The organism is Paenibacillus oryzisoli, assembly GCF_050467285.1.
In the GTDB taxonomy this organism is placed as follows: domain Bacteria; phylum Bacillota; class Bacilli; order Paenibacillales; family NBRC-103111; genus Paenibacillus_E; species Paenibacillus_E oryzisoli_A.
Window position 1 is genome coordinate 292,005 of record NZ_JBCMUN010000001.1, and the last position, 15,634, is coordinate 307,638.

The 15,634-nt window shown below is 55.8% G+C and carries 13 protein-coding genes; all 13 read left to right on the plus strand.

All coding sequences use genetic code 11. The features are described 5' to 3' along the window. Window positions 1-10: 10 nt before the first annotated feature. The 13 genes from ABE504_RS01060 (at window position 11) to ABE504_RS01120 (ending at window position 15,633) form a co-directional block, all read left to right on the plus strand. A complete protein-coding gene (locus tag ABE504_RS01060; protein ID WP_430083259.1) occupies window positions 11-982 on the plus strand; it encodes an ABC transporter ATP-binding protein in 972 nt (323 codons plus the stop codon). Between the two features lie 15 nt (window positions 983-997). Then, window positions 998-3,277, plus strand: coding sequence for an RNA polymerase recycling motor HelD (gene helD, locus ABE504_RS01065; protein WP_430083262.1), 2,280 nt, complete (start codon window positions 998-1,000; stop codon window positions 3,275-3,277). An 87-nt stretch (window positions 3,278-3,364) separates the two neighbouring features. Further along, window positions 3,365-3,445 carry a YjcZ family sporulation protein gene (locus ABE504_RS01070; RefSeq protein WP_430084716.1) on the plus strand — a complete coding sequence of 27 codons (81 nt, stop codon included), beginning with the start codon at window positions 3,365-3,367 and terminating at the stop codon, window positions 3,443-3,445. Between the two features lie 156 nt (window positions 3,446-3,601). Further along, entirely contained in the window at window positions 3,602-4,696 is a 1,095-nt protein-coding gene (locus ABE504_RS01075) for an endospore germination permease (RefSeq protein ID WP_430083265.1), read from the plus strand. Then, window positions 4,693-6,141 (plus strand): spore germination protein, encoded by a 1,449-nt coding sequence (locus ABE504_RS01080; protein WP_430083268.1) that lies wholly within the window; start codon window positions 4,693-4,695, stop codon window positions 6,139-6,141. Before ABE504_RS01075 ends, ABE504_RS01080 begins: the two co-directional genes overlap by 4 nt. After that, window positions 6,141-7,304 (plus strand): Ger(x)C family spore germination protein, encoded by a 1,164-nt coding sequence (locus tag ABE504_RS01085; protein ID WP_430083271.1) that lies wholly within the window; start codon window positions 6,141-6,143, stop codon window positions 7,302-7,304. Before ABE504_RS01080 ends, ABE504_RS01085 begins: the two co-directional genes overlap by 1 nt. A gap of 210 nt (window positions 7,305-7,514) precedes the next feature. After that, complete coding sequence (locus ABE504_RS01090; protein WP_430083274.1) at window positions 7,515-8,465, plus strand: hypothetical protein; 951 nt, start codon at window positions 7,515-7,517, stop codon at window positions 8,463-8,465. Next, window positions 8,462-9,199, plus strand: coding sequence for an ABC transporter ATP-binding protein (locus ABE504_RS01095; RefSeq protein ID WP_430083277.1), 738 nt, complete (start codon window positions 8,462-8,464; stop codon window positions 9,197-9,199). The genes ABE504_RS01090 and ABE504_RS01095 overlap by 4 nt, the downstream gene beginning before the upstream one ends. Next, on the plus strand, window positions 9,192-9,941 hold the full coding sequence (locus tag ABE504_RS01100) for an ABC transporter permease (RefSeq protein ID WP_430083280.1): 750 nt from the start codon (window positions 9,192-9,194) through the stop codon (window positions 9,939-9,941). Before ABE504_RS01095 ends, ABE504_RS01100 begins: the two co-directional genes overlap by 8 nt. Window positions 9,942-9,947: 6 nt before the next feature. Further along, the gene (locus tag ABE504_RS01105; RefSeq protein WP_430083283.1) at window positions 9,948-11,444 is read left to right on the plus strand and encodes a sensor histidine kinase; all 1,497 of its coding nucleotides are present in this window, start codon (window positions 9,948-9,950) and stop codon (window positions 11,442-11,444) included. Then, entirely contained in the window at window positions 11,441-12,130 is a 690-nt protein-coding gene (locus ABE504_RS01110; RefSeq protein ID WP_430083286.1) for a response regulator transcription factor, read from the plus strand. The genes ABE504_RS01105 and ABE504_RS01110 overlap by 4 nt, the downstream gene beginning before the upstream one ends. An 87-nt stretch (window positions 12,131-12,217) precedes the next feature. Further along, the gene (locus ABE504_RS01115) at window positions 12,218-12,904 is read left to right on the plus strand and encodes an MgtC/SapB family protein (RefSeq protein WP_430083289.1); all 687 of its coding nucleotides are present in this window, start codon (window positions 12,218-12,220) and stop codon (window positions 12,902-12,904) included. 500 nt (window positions 12,905-13,404) lie between these two features. Then, on the plus strand, window positions 13,405-15,633 hold the full coding sequence (locus ABE504_RS01120) for a glycosyl hydrolase family 95 catalytic domain-containing protein (RefSeq protein WP_430083292.1): 2,229 nt from the start codon (window positions 13,405-13,407) through the stop codon (window positions 15,631-15,633). Window position 15,634 lies beyond the last annotated feature (1 nt).

Sequence of the window (15,634 nt, forward strand, 5' to 3'; positions counted from 1 at the left end):
GATCGAACGCATGATTTCGGTCAAGCACATACGCAAAACATTTCAAACCCCCGTCCGGCAGGAAGGCCGGTTCGGCGGGCTGCGCACCCTGCTGTCGCGGGCCTATCTGGAGAAGGAAGCGGTCAAGGATATCTCCTTCGAGATTGAAACCGGCGAGTTCGTCGGGTATATTGGACCTAATGGCGCAGGCAAATCGACCACGATCAAAATGCTGACCGGCATCCTGCACCCGACGTCGGGCGAGGTGCTCATTCACGGGCACAGCCCGCAGAGGCACCGCAGGCATGTGGTCCGGCAGCTCGGCGTCGTCTTCGGCCAGCGCAGCCAGCTGTGGTGGGACTTGCCGGTGAAGGATTCCTATGAGATCCTGATTGCGATGTACCGGATCGACAGCGCCGCCGCGCAGCGGCGGCTGGGTGAGCTGACCGAGCTGCTGAACCTGAAGGAGCTGCTCGAGATGCCGGTGCGCAAGCTGTCCCTCGGACAGCGGATGCGGGCGGATCTGGCGGCGTCGATGCTGCACGACCCGGATATTTTGTTCCTTGATGAGCCGACGATCGGGCTCGATGTGGTGGCGAAGCGGAGCATTCGCGGCTTCCTGCACACGCTGAACAAAGATTTCGGCAAGACGATCCTGCTGACGACGCACGACATGGACGACATTGAGCAGCTCTGCGAGCGCGTTATTGTCATCAATCACGGGCAGATCAGCTATGATGGCTCGATCGGCAGCTTGCGGGAACGAATCGGGCTTCCGACCGTGATGAAAGTGACCTATCGCGGCCGTGTACAAGTGCCGGCACAGTGGGAACTGCCTTTTCAGATTATGGAACAAGATGAGGATTGTCTGACGATCTCCTGCAACCGCCAGTCGCTGAAAGCGATGGACGTGCTGCGCGAGCTGAGCGCTTGGGGCGATATGGAGGACGTACATATGGAAGAACCGCACTTTGAAGAAGTGATTCAAAGCTTATATCAGTAGAGAGGGGTGTCCCGAATGGCGATAGACGCGCAGGAGCGGGAACAGGAAACGAAGCGGGTGGAGAGTGTCAGATCCCGCATGCAAGGGCGCATTGCGGAGCTGCGGGAGACGGTGGACGAGCGCAGAAGCGAAGTGACGGAGATCGGCCGCAGCTTCTGGGACGACATTTCCGTCAACGCGGACAACGCCGACGACATTATCGAGACGGCGGCGAGCATGGCCCAGCAAGAGCACGTCCTGCAGGGCCAGAAGCGCAGCTTTCAGGTCGCCCAGGACGCGTTGTACAAGCTGCTGCGCGTCGTGGATGCGCCGTATTTTGCCCGGATTGATTTCAAGGAGCAAGGGGAGCAGGCTCGGGAAGAAATTTACATTGGGCTGACATCGTTCATTGATCCTAAGACGGACGAGATGCTCGTCTACGACTGGCGCGCGCCGATCGCCGCGCTGTTCTACGATTATCCGCTCGGCCCGGCGACGTACCGCACGCCGGAGATGGATGTCAGCGGCGTGCTGGAGCTGAAGCGGCAGTACATCATTAAGTACGGCGAGCTGCAGGACGTGTTCGACACGGGGCTCTCGATCGGCGACGAGATGCTACAGCGGATGCTGAGCCGCAGCGCCGACGAGAAGATGAGCTCCATCGTGACGACGATTCAGCGCGAGCAGAACCAGATCATCCGCGATGACCAGCACAAGGTGCTGGTCGTGCAGGGCGCGGCGGGCAGCGGCAAGACGTCCGTCGCGCTCCAGCGCATCGCGTACCTCTTGTACAAGTACCGCACGACGCTCAGCGCGGACAATATGATTCTCTTTTCGCCGAACTCGCTGTTCAGCGATTACGTGTCCCGCGTGCTGCCGGAGTTGGGTGAGGCGACGATGCAGCAGACGACGTTCCAGGACTACCTTACGTTCAAGCTGTCGGATCTCGGGCTGCAGCTCGAAGACCCGTATGACCAATTGGAATTTATCCTGACGGGGACGAGCGGCGAACCGGCTTACGAAACGCGCATGCAGAGCATCCGCTACAAAACGTCCGAAGCGTTCCTGCACATTATGGAAGCGTACGGTGAGCAGTTAAAGACAAGCGGGCTGGCGTTTGTGGATTTTGCAGTGGGTTCGAAAGTGCTGATTACCGGGACGGAGCTGAGCGAGCGGTTCTACGGCAAGGCGTCGATCCTCGCGCTCGGCGAACGGATGGAGCAGCTGTCCGAGTGGGTGCTGGAGCGGCTCGACCAGGTGCAGGCCGATGCGGAGAAGCGTTTCTTCCGCAAGCTGATGCGGGAGCCGAAATATATGGGCTCGGAGCCTGAATTGAAAAAAATGGCCCGCGCGAAGGCGCACCGAGCGATTGCACCGCTTAAGGAGCGGGCGCAGAAGCTGGCCTTTGTCGACGTGCTCAGCCTGTACAAAGGCATGTTCGCGAGCGCAGAGCTGCTGCCGGGCATCAGCGTGCAGCTTGGCGAGATGCTGCCTGCCGCCTGGTCGGCCATCGCGGCCTACACCGGCGAAACGCTGGAGCAGGGCATCCTGCGCTACGAAGACGCCACGCCCCTTGTGTACCTCAAGGGGCTCGTCGAAGGGCAGCTGCGCGTCGGCACGATCCGGTACTGCCTCGTGGATGAGGCGCAGGACTACTCGCCGTTCCACTACGCGTACCTGCGCAAGCTGTTCCCCCGCGCGCGCTTTACGCTGCTCGGGGACTGGAACCAGGGCATTTTCGCGCATGCGAATGCCGACGACACAGGCGCGTTCAGCTCGATCAGCGAGCTGATGCAGGAAGCCGAGACGACGACAATCCGTCTCGTCAAGAGTTACCGCTCGACGCGGGAGATCACCGAGTTCGCGTCGGCGATTTTGCCTGGCGGCGAACCGGTGGAACCGTTCGCCCGCAGCGGCGAGCCGCCGCGCCTGACGCAGGCGGCGGACGAGGCCGAGCTGCACCGCCGCATCGCGGAGGCGGTTCAGGCTCGCCTTGACGGCGGCGCGGGCTCCGTCGCCGTCATTTGCAAGACCGAGCGCGAGACGGCGCGCGCGCACGCGGCTTTGAAGCCGCTGCTGCCGAGCCTCGCGCGGATTACCAAAGACACCCTGCACTACGAGGCAGGGGTGATGATTGTGCCCGCGTATCTCGCCAAAGGGCTCGAGTTCGACGCGGTCATTCTGTACAACGCGGGCGCTGCCGTTTATGCGGAAGCTCGCGAGCAGAAGCTGCTCTACACGGCGTGCACGCGGCCGCTGCATGAGCTGGACATTTTTTATCTCGGCGAGCTCTCTCCTTTTCTTGCAGGCAGCTAGACATTCGTCCATACCGGACCGTCCTGCCGGACATATGCTATGACCAGATAAGAATCAAGGTTAGGCAGACGGAAGGGAGGAATCTCCATGTCGCAAGGCTACAATAGCGCAGCTATCGTACTGGTGCTTTTCATCTTGCTCGTTATTATTTTGGCTACGTTCTACTAAGCGTCGTGAGTTGCAGGGCCCCTGGTTCCATTCAGATGGAACCGGGGGCTTTTTGCCGTCCCGCGCATAATTTACCAATGAATAGCGCACGTTAACAAATACCGTTGTCTCGCTGTTCGTACGGATTGCAGGTCGTCTATGAGGGGAAACGAGCCTATGTTTGCTGCCAAGAAAATTACCGCATTTCAACTTTATTGCATTTTTATAATCTCGATTGCGATTACGAATCACGTGCTGCTGATTCCGGTTCTGCTGCGTTTCGGCAAACGCGATGCCTGGGTCGGTGCTGCTGCCTCCCTGATTCCGATCCTGATTTATGCGAGTCTCGTTTACGTGCTCGTTAAGCGCACACAGCAGCAGCATTTTCTCATCTGGATGAGGGAAAAGTTTAATAACCGTCTCCTCACAACCCCTCTTCGTATCGCAATCTGCCTTATTGCATATATACACGCAAGCGTTTCGCTGCGGGATGTTATGGTTTGGACGAAGACGACCTATTTGCCCGGCACTCCGATGCTGATGATCAGTTCGGCTTTTGTGTTATTCTGCTTCTTTGCGGCAAGGGCGGGACTGCGTGCGATTGCGATCTCGACTGGCATTTTACTGCCGCTGGTCGTCGTCCTCGGTTATTTTGTCATGGGGGCCAACTTCCAGTATAAAGATTATTCGCTGCTGACCCCGCTATTTACGCACGGTTATCGCCCTGCGCTCGAAAGTATGTACTTAACCTGCGGCGCTTCTTTTGAAATGCTTGTACTTATCTTTCTGCAGCATCATGCCAGTACCCGGATTCGTTTGCGTGCGCTGCTCATCATTTCCGTCTGCATTCTGGGCTTGACGATCGGGCCGCTGACGGGGGCCATTGCGATTTTCGGGCCGTTTGAAGCTGCGGATCTGCGATACCCCGCGTTTGAACAGTGGCGTATGGTTACGGTAGGAAAGTACATCTCACACCTTGACTTTTTGTCCATCTTTCAATGGATTTCCGGGGCATGTATTCGAACGTCTGCGTTGATGTTTCTCATGATCGATATCTGGGAAATCAATCGTAGAAGAACGCGGACGATTCTGCTGCTGGCGATCTCGGTCTCTCTCGTTATTGACAGCATGGTGCCTATCTCTGACAATACAATGCTTAGATGGATACAGGATATCTATTACCCTTCCATGTTCATTGCGGGGATGGCGGTCATGCTGTATATGTTGGCAGTCACTCTCTTGCCTGGAAAACGGAAGGAGGAGCATGGATGAATGAGACGGATATTCGATATTGGTTTGAACTTTCGGAGGATGTCATTGTCCGTTCGTATCCTTTGACAGCGGAGGAGCCGGAACGGCGTGTCTTATTAATCTACTGCGATGGCATGGTGCAGCTTGAGCGTATCGATTCGCTTGTGCTGCCCAAGCTTTACAGTCTGATGAAAGGAACGAATGATGCGCTTTCCGAGCAGATGGACGTGAGTTCCTTAATCCAACTTCAGAGGCTTACCGGGAGGAACTTGATGGAGCGAATGGGAACGCTGGTGTATAGCGGATTCGTCGTCCTTTTTTTTGAAGAAAGTGAAGAAGTATTCTCTCTGGACATTGCGTCCCCGCCGAATCGACAGCCGGAAGAGTCCAGTATGGAGACGTCCATCAAGGGACCGCGCGATGGGTTTACGGAAAATGTGGTAACCAATATTGCGCTGGTTCGTAAACGGTTGCTGTCCCACAGCATGTGCTGCGAGAAAATCGCGCTTGGACGAAGGAGCAATACGGTGGTGGCGCTGTTGTACTTAGGCGATGTCATTAATCCCGATCTCCTTCAAGAAGTCAAAGACCGCCTGCAATCCATTGATGTTGATGCTGTTATTTCCAGCATGCAGCTGATGGAGCCGTTGTCGGGCAACATTCATTCATTTTTTCCGCTGATTGATGAGACGGGACGCCCCGATTATGTGGCCGATTGCTTGCTTCGAGGCCGGTTCACGCTTCTTGTCGACGGTTCTCCGATTGCGCTCATAGGGCCGGTTAATCTCATGTTCCTTCTGAATTCGCCGGAAGACGTTCACAACCCCTTTACGTTTGTTGCTTTTGAGCGTTTGCTAAGGCTGATCGGCTTGTTCATTGCCATCTTTTTGCCAGGCTTCTGGATTGCCGTTTCCAGCTTTAATCTGGATCAGATTCCGTTCCAACTGGTGGCGACGATTTCCTCTTCTCGCCTAGGACTGCCGCTTTCCGGAGCGATGGACTTTATTGTCATGCTGTTGCTCTTTGAACTGTTCCGGGAAGCAGGGGCGCGTCTGCCCAAGGTCGTCGGGCAAACCGTGACGGTGGTAGGCGGGCTCATCGTCGGAGACGCGGCGATTCGTTCAGGTGTGACTTCGCCAACGACGCTCGTCGTGACATCTTTGTCTACGATTGCGATGTATACGTTGGTGAATCAGAGCTTATCCGGTACGATTACCATTATGCGCGTCCTGATTTTGCTGGCCTCCACAATGTTCGGCATTTACGGTTTCATGCTTTCCGTCATGGGTCTAGTGTTGTTTATGTCTACACTGGAATCGTTCGGGGTGCCGTACTTGACTCCGATAACGCCGCCAATTCGTGGAGAAATTATCAAATCTGTCATTGCCTTGCCCTGGAAAAGAATGATGCGAAGGCCGAAAGACTTGCACCCGCAGGACGATACGAGATCGGACGGGAATCTCTAATGCTGGGGCGCATCGCGGGTAAAGGTATCTTCATTGTTCTAGTCTTGCCGCTGCTGCTGACAGGCTGCTGGGATATGAAGACGATTCAAGATGTCAATTATATGACGGCGATCGGCTTTGATTATCAAGATGGCCAATATATTGTGTACGGGCAGATGCTTTCCTTCGCCAACGTTGCGAAGCAGGAAGGTCAGTCCACACAGGCACCCAAAATATGGGTGGGCAAGGGGGCCGGCGAAACGGTCAGCGCTGCGTACAACAATTTATACAGAACCGCGCAGCAACGGGTATTTTGGGGGCATGTCGGCGCCTATTTATTCAGCCAGGCGGCCATTGAAAAGGCAGGGCTTCGTTTCACGGACGGTTCTATCCGTTTCAATGAAACGCGTTACACCCAATGGATTTACACAACGAATGAGCCGATTCTAGACTTGTTGAATGTCATTCCCTTCTTTGATGTATCGCCCATGAATTCCATTCTCATGCAGCCAGAAGAGAATTACAGACAGCATTCCATGGTGGCTCCGCTTCGGCTTTACAAGGTAAGCAGTCAATTGCGCGAGCCTGGGAATACGGTTAATATTCCAGTGCTGGGTGTCGATCGAACTACTTGGTATGAGAATAAAAAAGAAGATCCTAAGCTCCGTGTCGAAGGGATTGTTGCGCTGACGAAGATGCCGCACTTTGCTGTACTCAGCTTCGATCGGCTTGTTGGATTGCGCTGGATGAGCAACGAAACGGTACGTACAACGCTTCCCATTCATCAAAATGGCAAAGCTGTTGGGGTCATTCGAATTGAAAAGCCCAGAGCCAGCGTAAAGCCGCGGATCACCGAGAATCAAGTTTATTTTGATGTTCAATTGAAGGGCAAAGCGATTGTGGCTGAAGTGCTGAAATATGTCCCGGAACCTGAACTTACCAAGCTCATTGAGGAGGAAATCAAGAAAAATATACGCTACACATTTTCAGAAGGGCGCAAAGTAGATGCCGACGTCTATTCCTTCGAGCATGTGCTCTACCACGATCGGTTTCCAGACTGGGCCCGGCTGACGAATAAGGGCGCGAAAGCTTTAACTGATTTCGAACTTGGCGACATTCAGGTGAACGTACATATCGTTCACTCCGGCATGCTGAGACTGAAGAGGAACGAGTCACAATACTGAGAGAAATGGGCAAGGGACATAGGCGTCCCTTGCTCTTTTTTTGTTCGATGGGTCGTCCCTCAGTTTAGAAAATTTTAAGAATTGTTTTAGGCTTCGTTAAGAGAGGCTTTAGCGGCAATTTAGCCGTGCGGGCTATCATGAAGAACATGGAGGCGCGGGATCACGCGCTTACAAATTCGATGGAACGCCTGAAGGCGCGGAGGATGTCAAATGAATAAAAAGCTTGCTTTGTTAGGTGTAGGTGTGGCGGTCGGCAGTATGATGCTGGTGACTTCGGTTTATGCGGGTGTCGGCGATGCGCCGGGGTATGAAACGTTCAAGGCCGCGGTCAAGCAAACAGCGGCAGTCAGCAATGTGACGCGGAATGTGAATGTGACGCTCGAAGATAACGGAGCGCAAGTCGTCCAAGTGAATTCTGTGATTAAAAGCAGCGGCAATGACGGCGCCGGCAGCGCCGATGTCAAAGTAACGAGCGGCGGCGAGGTGCAAACGATCCGTTTCTACAGCCAGGACGGTCAGCGTATTATGCAGACGGGCGGCTCCGACGTGTATAAAGTGATCGACATCGACGACGCTCATGGGAAGCTGGAAGGGCGCGGCATGCAAAAGCACGAACCATCGCCGGAGGCACTGAGCGACGGAGAACATGTACTGGATGCGCTGGTTGGCAACCTGAAGAACTACGTGACGGAAACGAATGCGGGAACGGGCGGCGGCAAAGAGCTGCATTTTCAATTGACAGGCAGCCAGATTCCTGCCGTGGTGAATACGGTTGGTTCGCTGCTGATCAAGCATGGCGCGATGGCGAGCACGGAGAAGGCTGTTCCTGCTGAAGTGCAGTCGCTAGGGTTTGATGTAGCTGCGCTTCGCGACGCGCTGCCGAAGCTGACGTCGGACGTCAAGTTGGATGAAATCGAAATGAACTCGAGCGTAGACGGTGATCTGCACATCACGCATCAATCGGGCAGCCTGCATGTGTCCGGCAAAGATGCCCAAGGTACGGCGCATCAGCTTGTGCTGCACATCGATATGGCGCTTTCCAGCATGAATTCCACGGTGCCAGATACGGTGGATCTGACGGGTAAAACGGTGGAGCATATCCAGTTCGAGAAGCCGGAAGGCCGATTCGGCCGCGGACATGAAGGGAATCACACGTCATGAGTCCGGTGCTGGAATTGCGCGGCGTTACGAAAATTTTTTCCAATCGACGGGGCATCCACGATATTTCCCTGATGGTTAACCGAGGCGATATCTACGGATTCTTCGGGCCGAACGGCGCGGGCAAAACGACGGTCATGAAAATGCTGACGGGGCTTGCCCGCCCCCAGCAGGGGCAGCTCCGGCTGTTCGGCCATGACGTCGGTACCCGGTTCGAGCAGGCGATGGCGAAGGTCGGCGTCCTGATCGAGACGGCCGAAGCGTTCACGTACATGAGCGCCCGGCGGAACCTGGAGCAGGCGGCGCGCTTCTATCCGCAGCTCCCGAAGGGGCGTATCGACGAAGTGTTAGAGCTGACGGGGCTCAGCCCCTATGCGCACGAGAAAGTCGCGGGCTACTCCCTCGGCATGAAGCAGCGGCTTGGTCTCGCCGCGGCGCTGCTCGGCGAGCCGGAATTGCTCATCCTGGATGAGCCGACGAACGGGCTGGACATCGAAGGGATGGTCCAGATTCGGGAATTGATCGCGAGGCTAGCGCGCGAGCAGGGGATCACGATTTTCCTTTCCTCCCATTTCATCGGGGAAATGGAGCAGCTGTGCAGCCGCATCGGCATCCTGCATGAAGGGCGGCTGATCCGGGAAGCGGCAATCTCTACGCTCCTGCAGGAGCGAGGGACGCTGGAAGCGGCGTACCTGCACGAACTAAACCAAGTAAGGGGGCAAGCAGCCCATGCTTAGTCTAACCGCGAACATTCGCAACGAAATGATCAAAATGGCACTGAAAAAGCGCACCATCGCCTTCCTGGCGCTGACATTGCTTCTGCCGGTCGCAGCCGGCATCCTGCTCTCCCGATTCCAGCAAGGCATCGGCATCGGAGCTTTCACATCGCAGGATTTTCCGATCATGATGCTAGGGATTTTGACGAGCGTCTTGCTGCCGCTGTTCCTGTTCATGAACGCCGCGGACAGCTTCGCCGGCGAAATCGGCGACCGCACGATGAAGAACGTGCTGACCCGCCCAATCACGCGCTTCGGCGTATTCACCTCCAAGCAAGCCGCGCTCGCGTTGTCGGCCATCGCCTACCTGGCTGCCGGCTTTCTCGCCTCGACGCTTAGCTCCTTGCTGCTGCAACACAGCGGCGGCTTCGGCACCGTGCTGAAGTGGCTGCTGGCGTACGGCGCCGCTTTCGTGCCGCTGCTCGTGATCTCGATGCTCGGCGTGCTGCTCGCGCAGTTTTTCCGCAATTCAGGTGCTGCACTGACCGTCTCCATTCTGCTTTATCTGGCTGTCAAGGCGGGAGGTTTTTTCCTGCCGCAGGTGAACCGCTTCTCCCCGACGTCTTATCTGGATTGGCATATGCTCTGGGTAGGCAGCGGGCTTGACTTTGGACGAATCAGCGCGATCTTTATGTTTTTTCTGGCGTGTAGTATATTGTTGTTTACAGCAGGCTTTTATGTGTTTGACCGAAAGGAGCTTTAACGCGTCATGTCGATTCGATTACGGCTAGTCCTGTCTTATATCGCCATGCTGCTCGTGCCGCTTGTGCTGTTCGGGCTAGCCTTGATTTTGTTCGCCATTGCCGCTTTTGGCAGCTTGAAATCCGCCTTTGACGTCGATTTCTCCCATGGGAATCCGGTCAAGCGCGTCATCGAGCAGGAAGCGGAGGATGTCGCTTATCTGAAAACGAAAATCGACGGGGATCCCGACGCGCTGCTGCAGGCGGATTTGCTGAAAGAACTGGAAGATCGTTTCCACAAGCTCAACATGGGACTGATCGTCCGCAAGGATCAAACCGTTACGTATGTATCCCCGTATTTGAAGACGAGCGATTCCGGCCAAGGGCTGCGGCTCCCCCGTTACGGCACGACCGAGCTTAGCTCGAAACCCGGACATTTGGGCTGGGGGGAAGGTTCCCTCTGGATTACCCGCCAGCAAGACTTTTTATTTTCCGATCAGAGTCAAGGGTCTGTCTTCATTTTCTTGAACGGCAGCTCATTTCAAAAATATTTGCACGCGTTCTCCCGATCCGTTGTCTGGACGTTCCTGATTATACTCGTGGGGACGAACGGGGTGCTGACGTACTTCGTCTCCAGGAGTATTATCCGGCCGTTGCGGGCGCTGAGGCGCGCCGCGGAGGAGATCAAGGAAGGCAATCTCAATTTCGAAATCGTGCCGTACGCCCAGGATGAGCTTGGCGATCTGAGCAAAGCGTTTGAAGCGATGCGACGCAAGCTGAAGGAATCCGTGGAGCTGCAGCTTCAATATGAGGAGAACCGCAAGGAGCTCCTGTCCAACATTTCGCATGACCTGAAAACGCCGGTGACCGCCATCAAAGGCTACGCGCACGGCATTATGGACGGAGTGACGAATTCCCCCGACAAACTGGATAAATACATCCGGACCATCTACAACAAAGCGGTCGATATGGACCGGATGATCGATGAGCTGTTCCTCTTTTCCAAGCTAGATCTTGGCAAAGTGCCGTTTCAATTCGAGACAGTCGATCTCGTCAGCTATGTGCGGGATTGCGCGGAGGATGTTCAGACGGATATGGAGAAAAAAGGGGCCGTGTTCCGCGTCGCGGAACTGCCGGATCCACCGCTTCTCGTCACGCTGGATCGGGATAAATTTCGGCGCGTGCTGCTGAACATCATCGAGAACGCGGTCAAATACAGCGATCCGGATCGCTGCGACGTCACCATGCGCCTGTTCGCGCATGAGGGGCATGCCGTCCTCCAGATCGCGGATCGGGGGCAGGGCATCTCGGCGGAGGCGCTGCCGCATATATTCGACCGCTTCTACCGGGCGGACCCTTCGCGCAATACCGCCACCGGCGGCAGCGGATTAGGGCTCGCCATCGCGAAGCAGATCGTCGAGGAACACGGTGGTTCCATTAGCGCGAGCAGCGAGATCGGGCAGGGCACGACGATTACGATCGTGCTGAAGCAGGGCGCGCAGACGCAGGAAGGGAGTGGCGTATGAGTCATATTTTAATCATCGAGGATGAACTGAGTATTGCCGAACTGGAGCGGGACTACCTGGAGCTGAGCGGCTACAGTGTGGAGATTGCTGGCAGCGGCGACGAGGGGTTGGAGCGGGCGCTCAGTACCTCGGTGGATCTCGTCATTTTGGACTTGATGCTGCCGAAGGTAGACGGCTTTGAAATTTGCCGCCGCCTGCGCAGCGAGAAGGATATTCCAATTATTATGGTGTCGGCGAAAAAGGAAGACATCGACAAAATCCGCGGTCTCGGCCTCGGCGCCGACGATTATATGATCAAGCCGTTCAGCCCCAGCGAGCTGGTGGCTCGGGTCAAGGCGCACTTGGCGCGCTATGAGCGGCTGATGGGGCGGCGCGAGGCCCGCAACGATGAGGTGCGCATTCGCGGGCTGTTAATTGACAAAACGGCTCGGCGCGTTTTCGTGAACGAGCGGGAAGCTATTTTTACGACTAAAGAATTCGATCTGCTGACGCATCTGGCGATGAATCCGAATCGCGTGTACAGCAAGGAGCAGTTGTTCGACCTGCTGTGGGGGATGGATGCGCTCGGCGATATCGCGACCGTAACCGTACATATTCGCAAACTGCGCGAGAAGATTGAGCAGGACCCGTCGAATCCGCAATATATTGAAACTGTCTGGGGCGCTGGGTATCGGTTCAAAATTTGATGGTTGCTGTTAAAAATTTGACGCTTTCTTTTTTCTCTCCGAATGTTAAGATATTGTAAACGCAACTATCTAGGAGAGACAGCATTAATGGAACTTATTGTAGATACGGACATATTGTTAAAACTCGGTATATCGGCGATTTTCGGGCTCATCATCGGGCTTGAACGGGAAGTCCGGAACAAGCCGCTCGGTTTGAAGACGTCGCTTGTGATCTGCTTGAGCGCTTGCCTGCTCACGATCGTCTCGATCGAGTCGGCGAATAAATTTGCCGTCGCGGGTCTGCATGTGATGGACCCGATGCGGCTCGCCGCCCAAGTGGTCAGCGGCATTGGTTTTCTTGGCGCCGGGGCGATCATCCGCAAGCACAACGATGTCATCGTCGGGCTGACGACCGCCGCGATGATTTGGGGCGCGGCCGGACTCGGGATCGCCGTGGGTGCCGGCTTTATCGTGGAAGCCTTTTTCGGGCTGGTGCTCATTCTGGTGAGCGTCGTGGTCTTGCCGTTTTTTATCAAGAAAATGGGGCCGCGGCCGCTGCTGATGAAGGATTTGCGCGTAAGGCTCATTGTGTCGCATGATGCGAACATGACCGAGGTGATCAAGGCGATCATCGCGCGAGGCTACCGGATGCAGAGTGTTCACATCAAGGAGCTCAATCAGCAGCACCAGGAGCTCAACTTCATCATCTATGTGGACAGGAAGTACGCCTCCGAGGTGTACGACGAGCTGAAAGCGATGACTTATATTGAAATTGTGGAAGTGGAGACGCTATAACAGCAGTGAGAAGAGGGAACGCGGGGGGTGGCGTTCTTTTTTTTGCCGGAGGGGAGCCCCACTACTGCAAAATATACAGCTAATTTCGCCATTCAAGCCCAAATGTAGAGAGGACCTGCAATAAGTACAGTAAATTTCGGCAAAGAATTGAATGGAAGCGATTACACAGCAATTTGCTCGGAATTTTACTGTAAGAAATGCAGGTCTTTCATGCATTTTGCCCCTTTTCCCTCGAATTACCTGCAGTTTTTGCAGTTGGTGATTGTCCGAGCGCGCCCAAGCGCAAAGTGAGCACAGCAGAAGCAACGCCCCCTTGCATCCCCCTGCACAAAAAAAGTCATATCACCATAATTAAACACAATGGTAAACTTCCTACACGAATGTATATTTAGATTGGGCGCGGTGCGGCCAAGCCAAGCGGTTTAGCCCGCTTCGCATATGCGGGGTTTTGTTTGGAAGATCCGTCGCCGCTTAGCAGGAAATGAGTAAGGAGTGTGGTTATGTTGGTGAAGACAACCTTAGATTGGCCTTCCTTTATGGCTAGACATGATCTGACGTGGTCGGTGAAGCCGATTTCATGGGACGAAGGGGCATTTATCGGCAATGGCGTGATCGGGGCCATGATATATAGCGAGGAGCATCGCGATAAACGGCACGTGCTGCGGTTTGTGCTCGGACGCACGGACGTCACGGCACAGAAACCCGGCGGCGGATTTCCGCCCCGCGTGCCGGTGGGAGAGCTGCACTTGGAACTGACGGGCTGGTACTATCAACCGTCCTCCGTTCGGATTGATTTGTGGAACGCGGAGATGCGGGCGGAGATTACGACAACAGTTGGCACGGTGACCGTCCGCGCTTTTGTTCACAGCGAGGATGCGGTGCTGGCCGTGGAGCTGGAAACCAGCGAGAGCGAGAAGGACGCGCGCATGACCTGGTACGCGTTCAGCGAAGTAGACCCGGTGCTGAAGAATGCCGACGGCATCAACCTGAATCAGTACATTCCGAAGGCGCAAGTTGTCCGGCATACGGCGGCGGATGGAGTAACGATTGGCGTGCAAAAGTTCGACCATGATGGCGGCTGCACGACGGCATGGACGGAATCGCCGGCTGCGAGCTCCCCTCATCTGCGCCGGCTGTGGCTCTCGATCGAAAACGGCTTCGATGAGCAGGCCCAGCGCAAAGTGGAAGCGAATGTGCGCGAGGCAGCCAAGCAGCCGTGGGATACTTGGGTGGAAGCGCACCGGAGCTGGTGGCACCAGTACTATCGCCAAAGCTTTGTGTCCATTCCGGACACGATGCTGGAAGGCTTCTATTGGATCCAGATGTACAAACTGGCTTCCGCAACCCGCAGCGACGGGATGATCATGGACAACCAAGGCCCTTGGCTCACAACGACGCCATGGGCAGGCGTCTGGTTCAACATGAACGTGCAAATGAGCTATTCCCCTGTCTACACATCAGGCAGGCTGGAACTCGGCGAATCGCTTGTTCGCGCTTTTCGTGATAATATGGCGCAGTTGATCCGCAATGTACCCGAGCCTTACCGCGAAGATTCAGCGGGGCTGGGCCGCAGCATGAGCTACGACTTGGCCGGTGAGGTCGGGACCGAAGTCGGCAACCTGACGTGGGTGTGTCATAACTTATGGCGGCATTACCGGCACGCGATGGACAACACGATGCTCGAGGAGCTGCTGTTCCCGCTGCTGAAGCGAAGCGTGCAGTATTACTTGCACCTGCTGGAGCGAGGCGATGACGGCAAATTACACTTGCCGCCGATGATCTCGCCCGAGTACGGGTCATTCCTGCAGCTAACTGTGCCGGATACGCACTATGACTTGGCCCTGCTGCGATGGGGCTGCCAGACGCTGCTGCGGATGTGCGACATCCTGGGCATTCAGGATGCTTCGCAATCCCGCTGGGAAGAGACTCTGGAGCAATTAACGCCGCTGCCTGTCGATGAGACCGGCTTTATGATCGGCGCGGGCCAGCCGCTGGAATTCGGCCATCGCCATTTCAGCCATTTGATGGCGGTCTTCCCGCTGCACTTGCTCAGCGGGGATTCGCCGGAAGAACGGGAGCTCATCCTGCGCTCGCTGCGCCATTGGTTTTCACGCGAGGGAGACTTGCGCGGGTTCACGTTTACCGGCGCCGCGTCCATCGCCGCAGCGGTGGGCGAAGGCGACGAAGCGCTGAAGTATCTGAAAGCGCTGATGCATCTGATCAAACCGAACACGATGTACAAAGAGGCGGGACCGGTCATCGAGTCTCCGCTCGCCGGGGCGGAAGCGATCCACGATATGCTGCTCCAAAGCTGGGGAGAAGAGATCCGGGTTTTCCCGGCCGTTCCTTCCGAATGGAGGGAAGCTGTCTTTCATAATTTGCGGGCCGAGGGCGCATTCGAGGTCAGTGCGGTGCGATCCGAAGGAACTACGGCATGGATTAGGGTCAAAAGCTTGGCCGGACAGCCATGCCGCATACAAACGGATATGCAGGGAGACATTCGGATGTCCGGGGGCACGGCGGTGCAGCTCCGTTCTTTGGGCGGGGGCGTGTTCGAGCTTGAGCTGCCGCAGGGCGAAGAGGCGGTACTCTACAGCGCGGATCATCCCGCCGCCGCCGCTGCTGCCGCGAGCTCATGGGCGATCGAGCCGGTACCGGCGCAGAGCCATTTGTGCGGATATTTTGGCGGACGCAAGCCATGGCGCTTGTATGGGCTGCCGATTCAATAAT

What these genes read in the sequence shown, in the direction of transcription:
- ABE504_RS01060 (WP_430083259.1), top strand. Translation starts at nt 11, where the DNA reads ATGATTTCGGTCAAGCACATACGCAAAACATTTCAAACCCCCGTCCGG.
- helD (WP_430083262.1), top strand. Translation starts at nt 998, where the DNA reads ATGGCGATAGACGCGCAGGAGCGGGAACAGGAAACGAAGCGGGTGGAG.
- ABE504_RS01070 (WP_430084716.1), top strand. Translation starts at nt 3,365, where the DNA reads ATGTCGCAAGGCTACAATAGCGCAGCTATCGTACTGGTGCTTTTCATC.
- ABE504_RS01075 (WP_430083265.1), top strand. Translation starts at nt 3,602, where the DNA reads ATGTTTGCTGCCAAGAAAATTACCGCATTTCAACTTTATTGCATTTTT.
- ABE504_RS01080 (WP_430083268.1), top strand. Translation starts at nt 4,693, where the DNA reads ATGAATGAGACGGATATTCGATATTGGTTTGAACTTTCGGAGGATGTC.
- ABE504_RS01085 (WP_430083271.1), top strand. Translation starts at nt 6,141, where the DNA reads ATGCTGGGGCGCATCGCGGGTAAAGGTATCTTCATTGTTCTAGTCTTG.
- ABE504_RS01090 (WP_430083274.1), top strand. Translation starts at nt 7,515, where the DNA reads ATGAATAAAAAGCTTGCTTTGTTAGGTGTAGGTGTGGCGGTCGGCAGT.
- ABE504_RS01095 (WP_430083277.1), top strand. Translation starts at nt 8,462, where the DNA reads ATGAGTCCGGTGCTGGAATTGCGCGGCGTTACGAAAATTTTTTCCAAT.
- ABE504_RS01100 (WP_430083280.1), top strand. Translation starts at nt 9,192, where the DNA reads ATGCTTAGTCTAACCGCGAACATTCGCAACGAAATGATCAAAATGGCA.
- ABE504_RS01105 (WP_430083283.1), top strand. Translation starts at nt 9,948, where the DNA reads ATGTCGATTCGATTACGGCTAGTCCTGTCTTATATCGCCATGCTGCTC.
- ABE504_RS01110 (WP_430083286.1), top strand. Translation starts at nt 11,441, where the DNA reads ATGAGTCATATTTTAATCATCGAGGATGAACTGAGTATTGCCGAACTG.
- ABE504_RS01115 (WP_430083289.1), top strand. Translation starts at nt 12,218, where the DNA reads ATGGAACTTATTGTAGATACGGACATATTGTTAAAACTCGGTATATCG.
- ABE504_RS01120 (WP_430083292.1), top strand. Translation starts at nt 13,405, where the DNA reads ATGTTGGTGAAGACAACCTTAGATTGGCCTTCCTTTATGGCTAGACAT.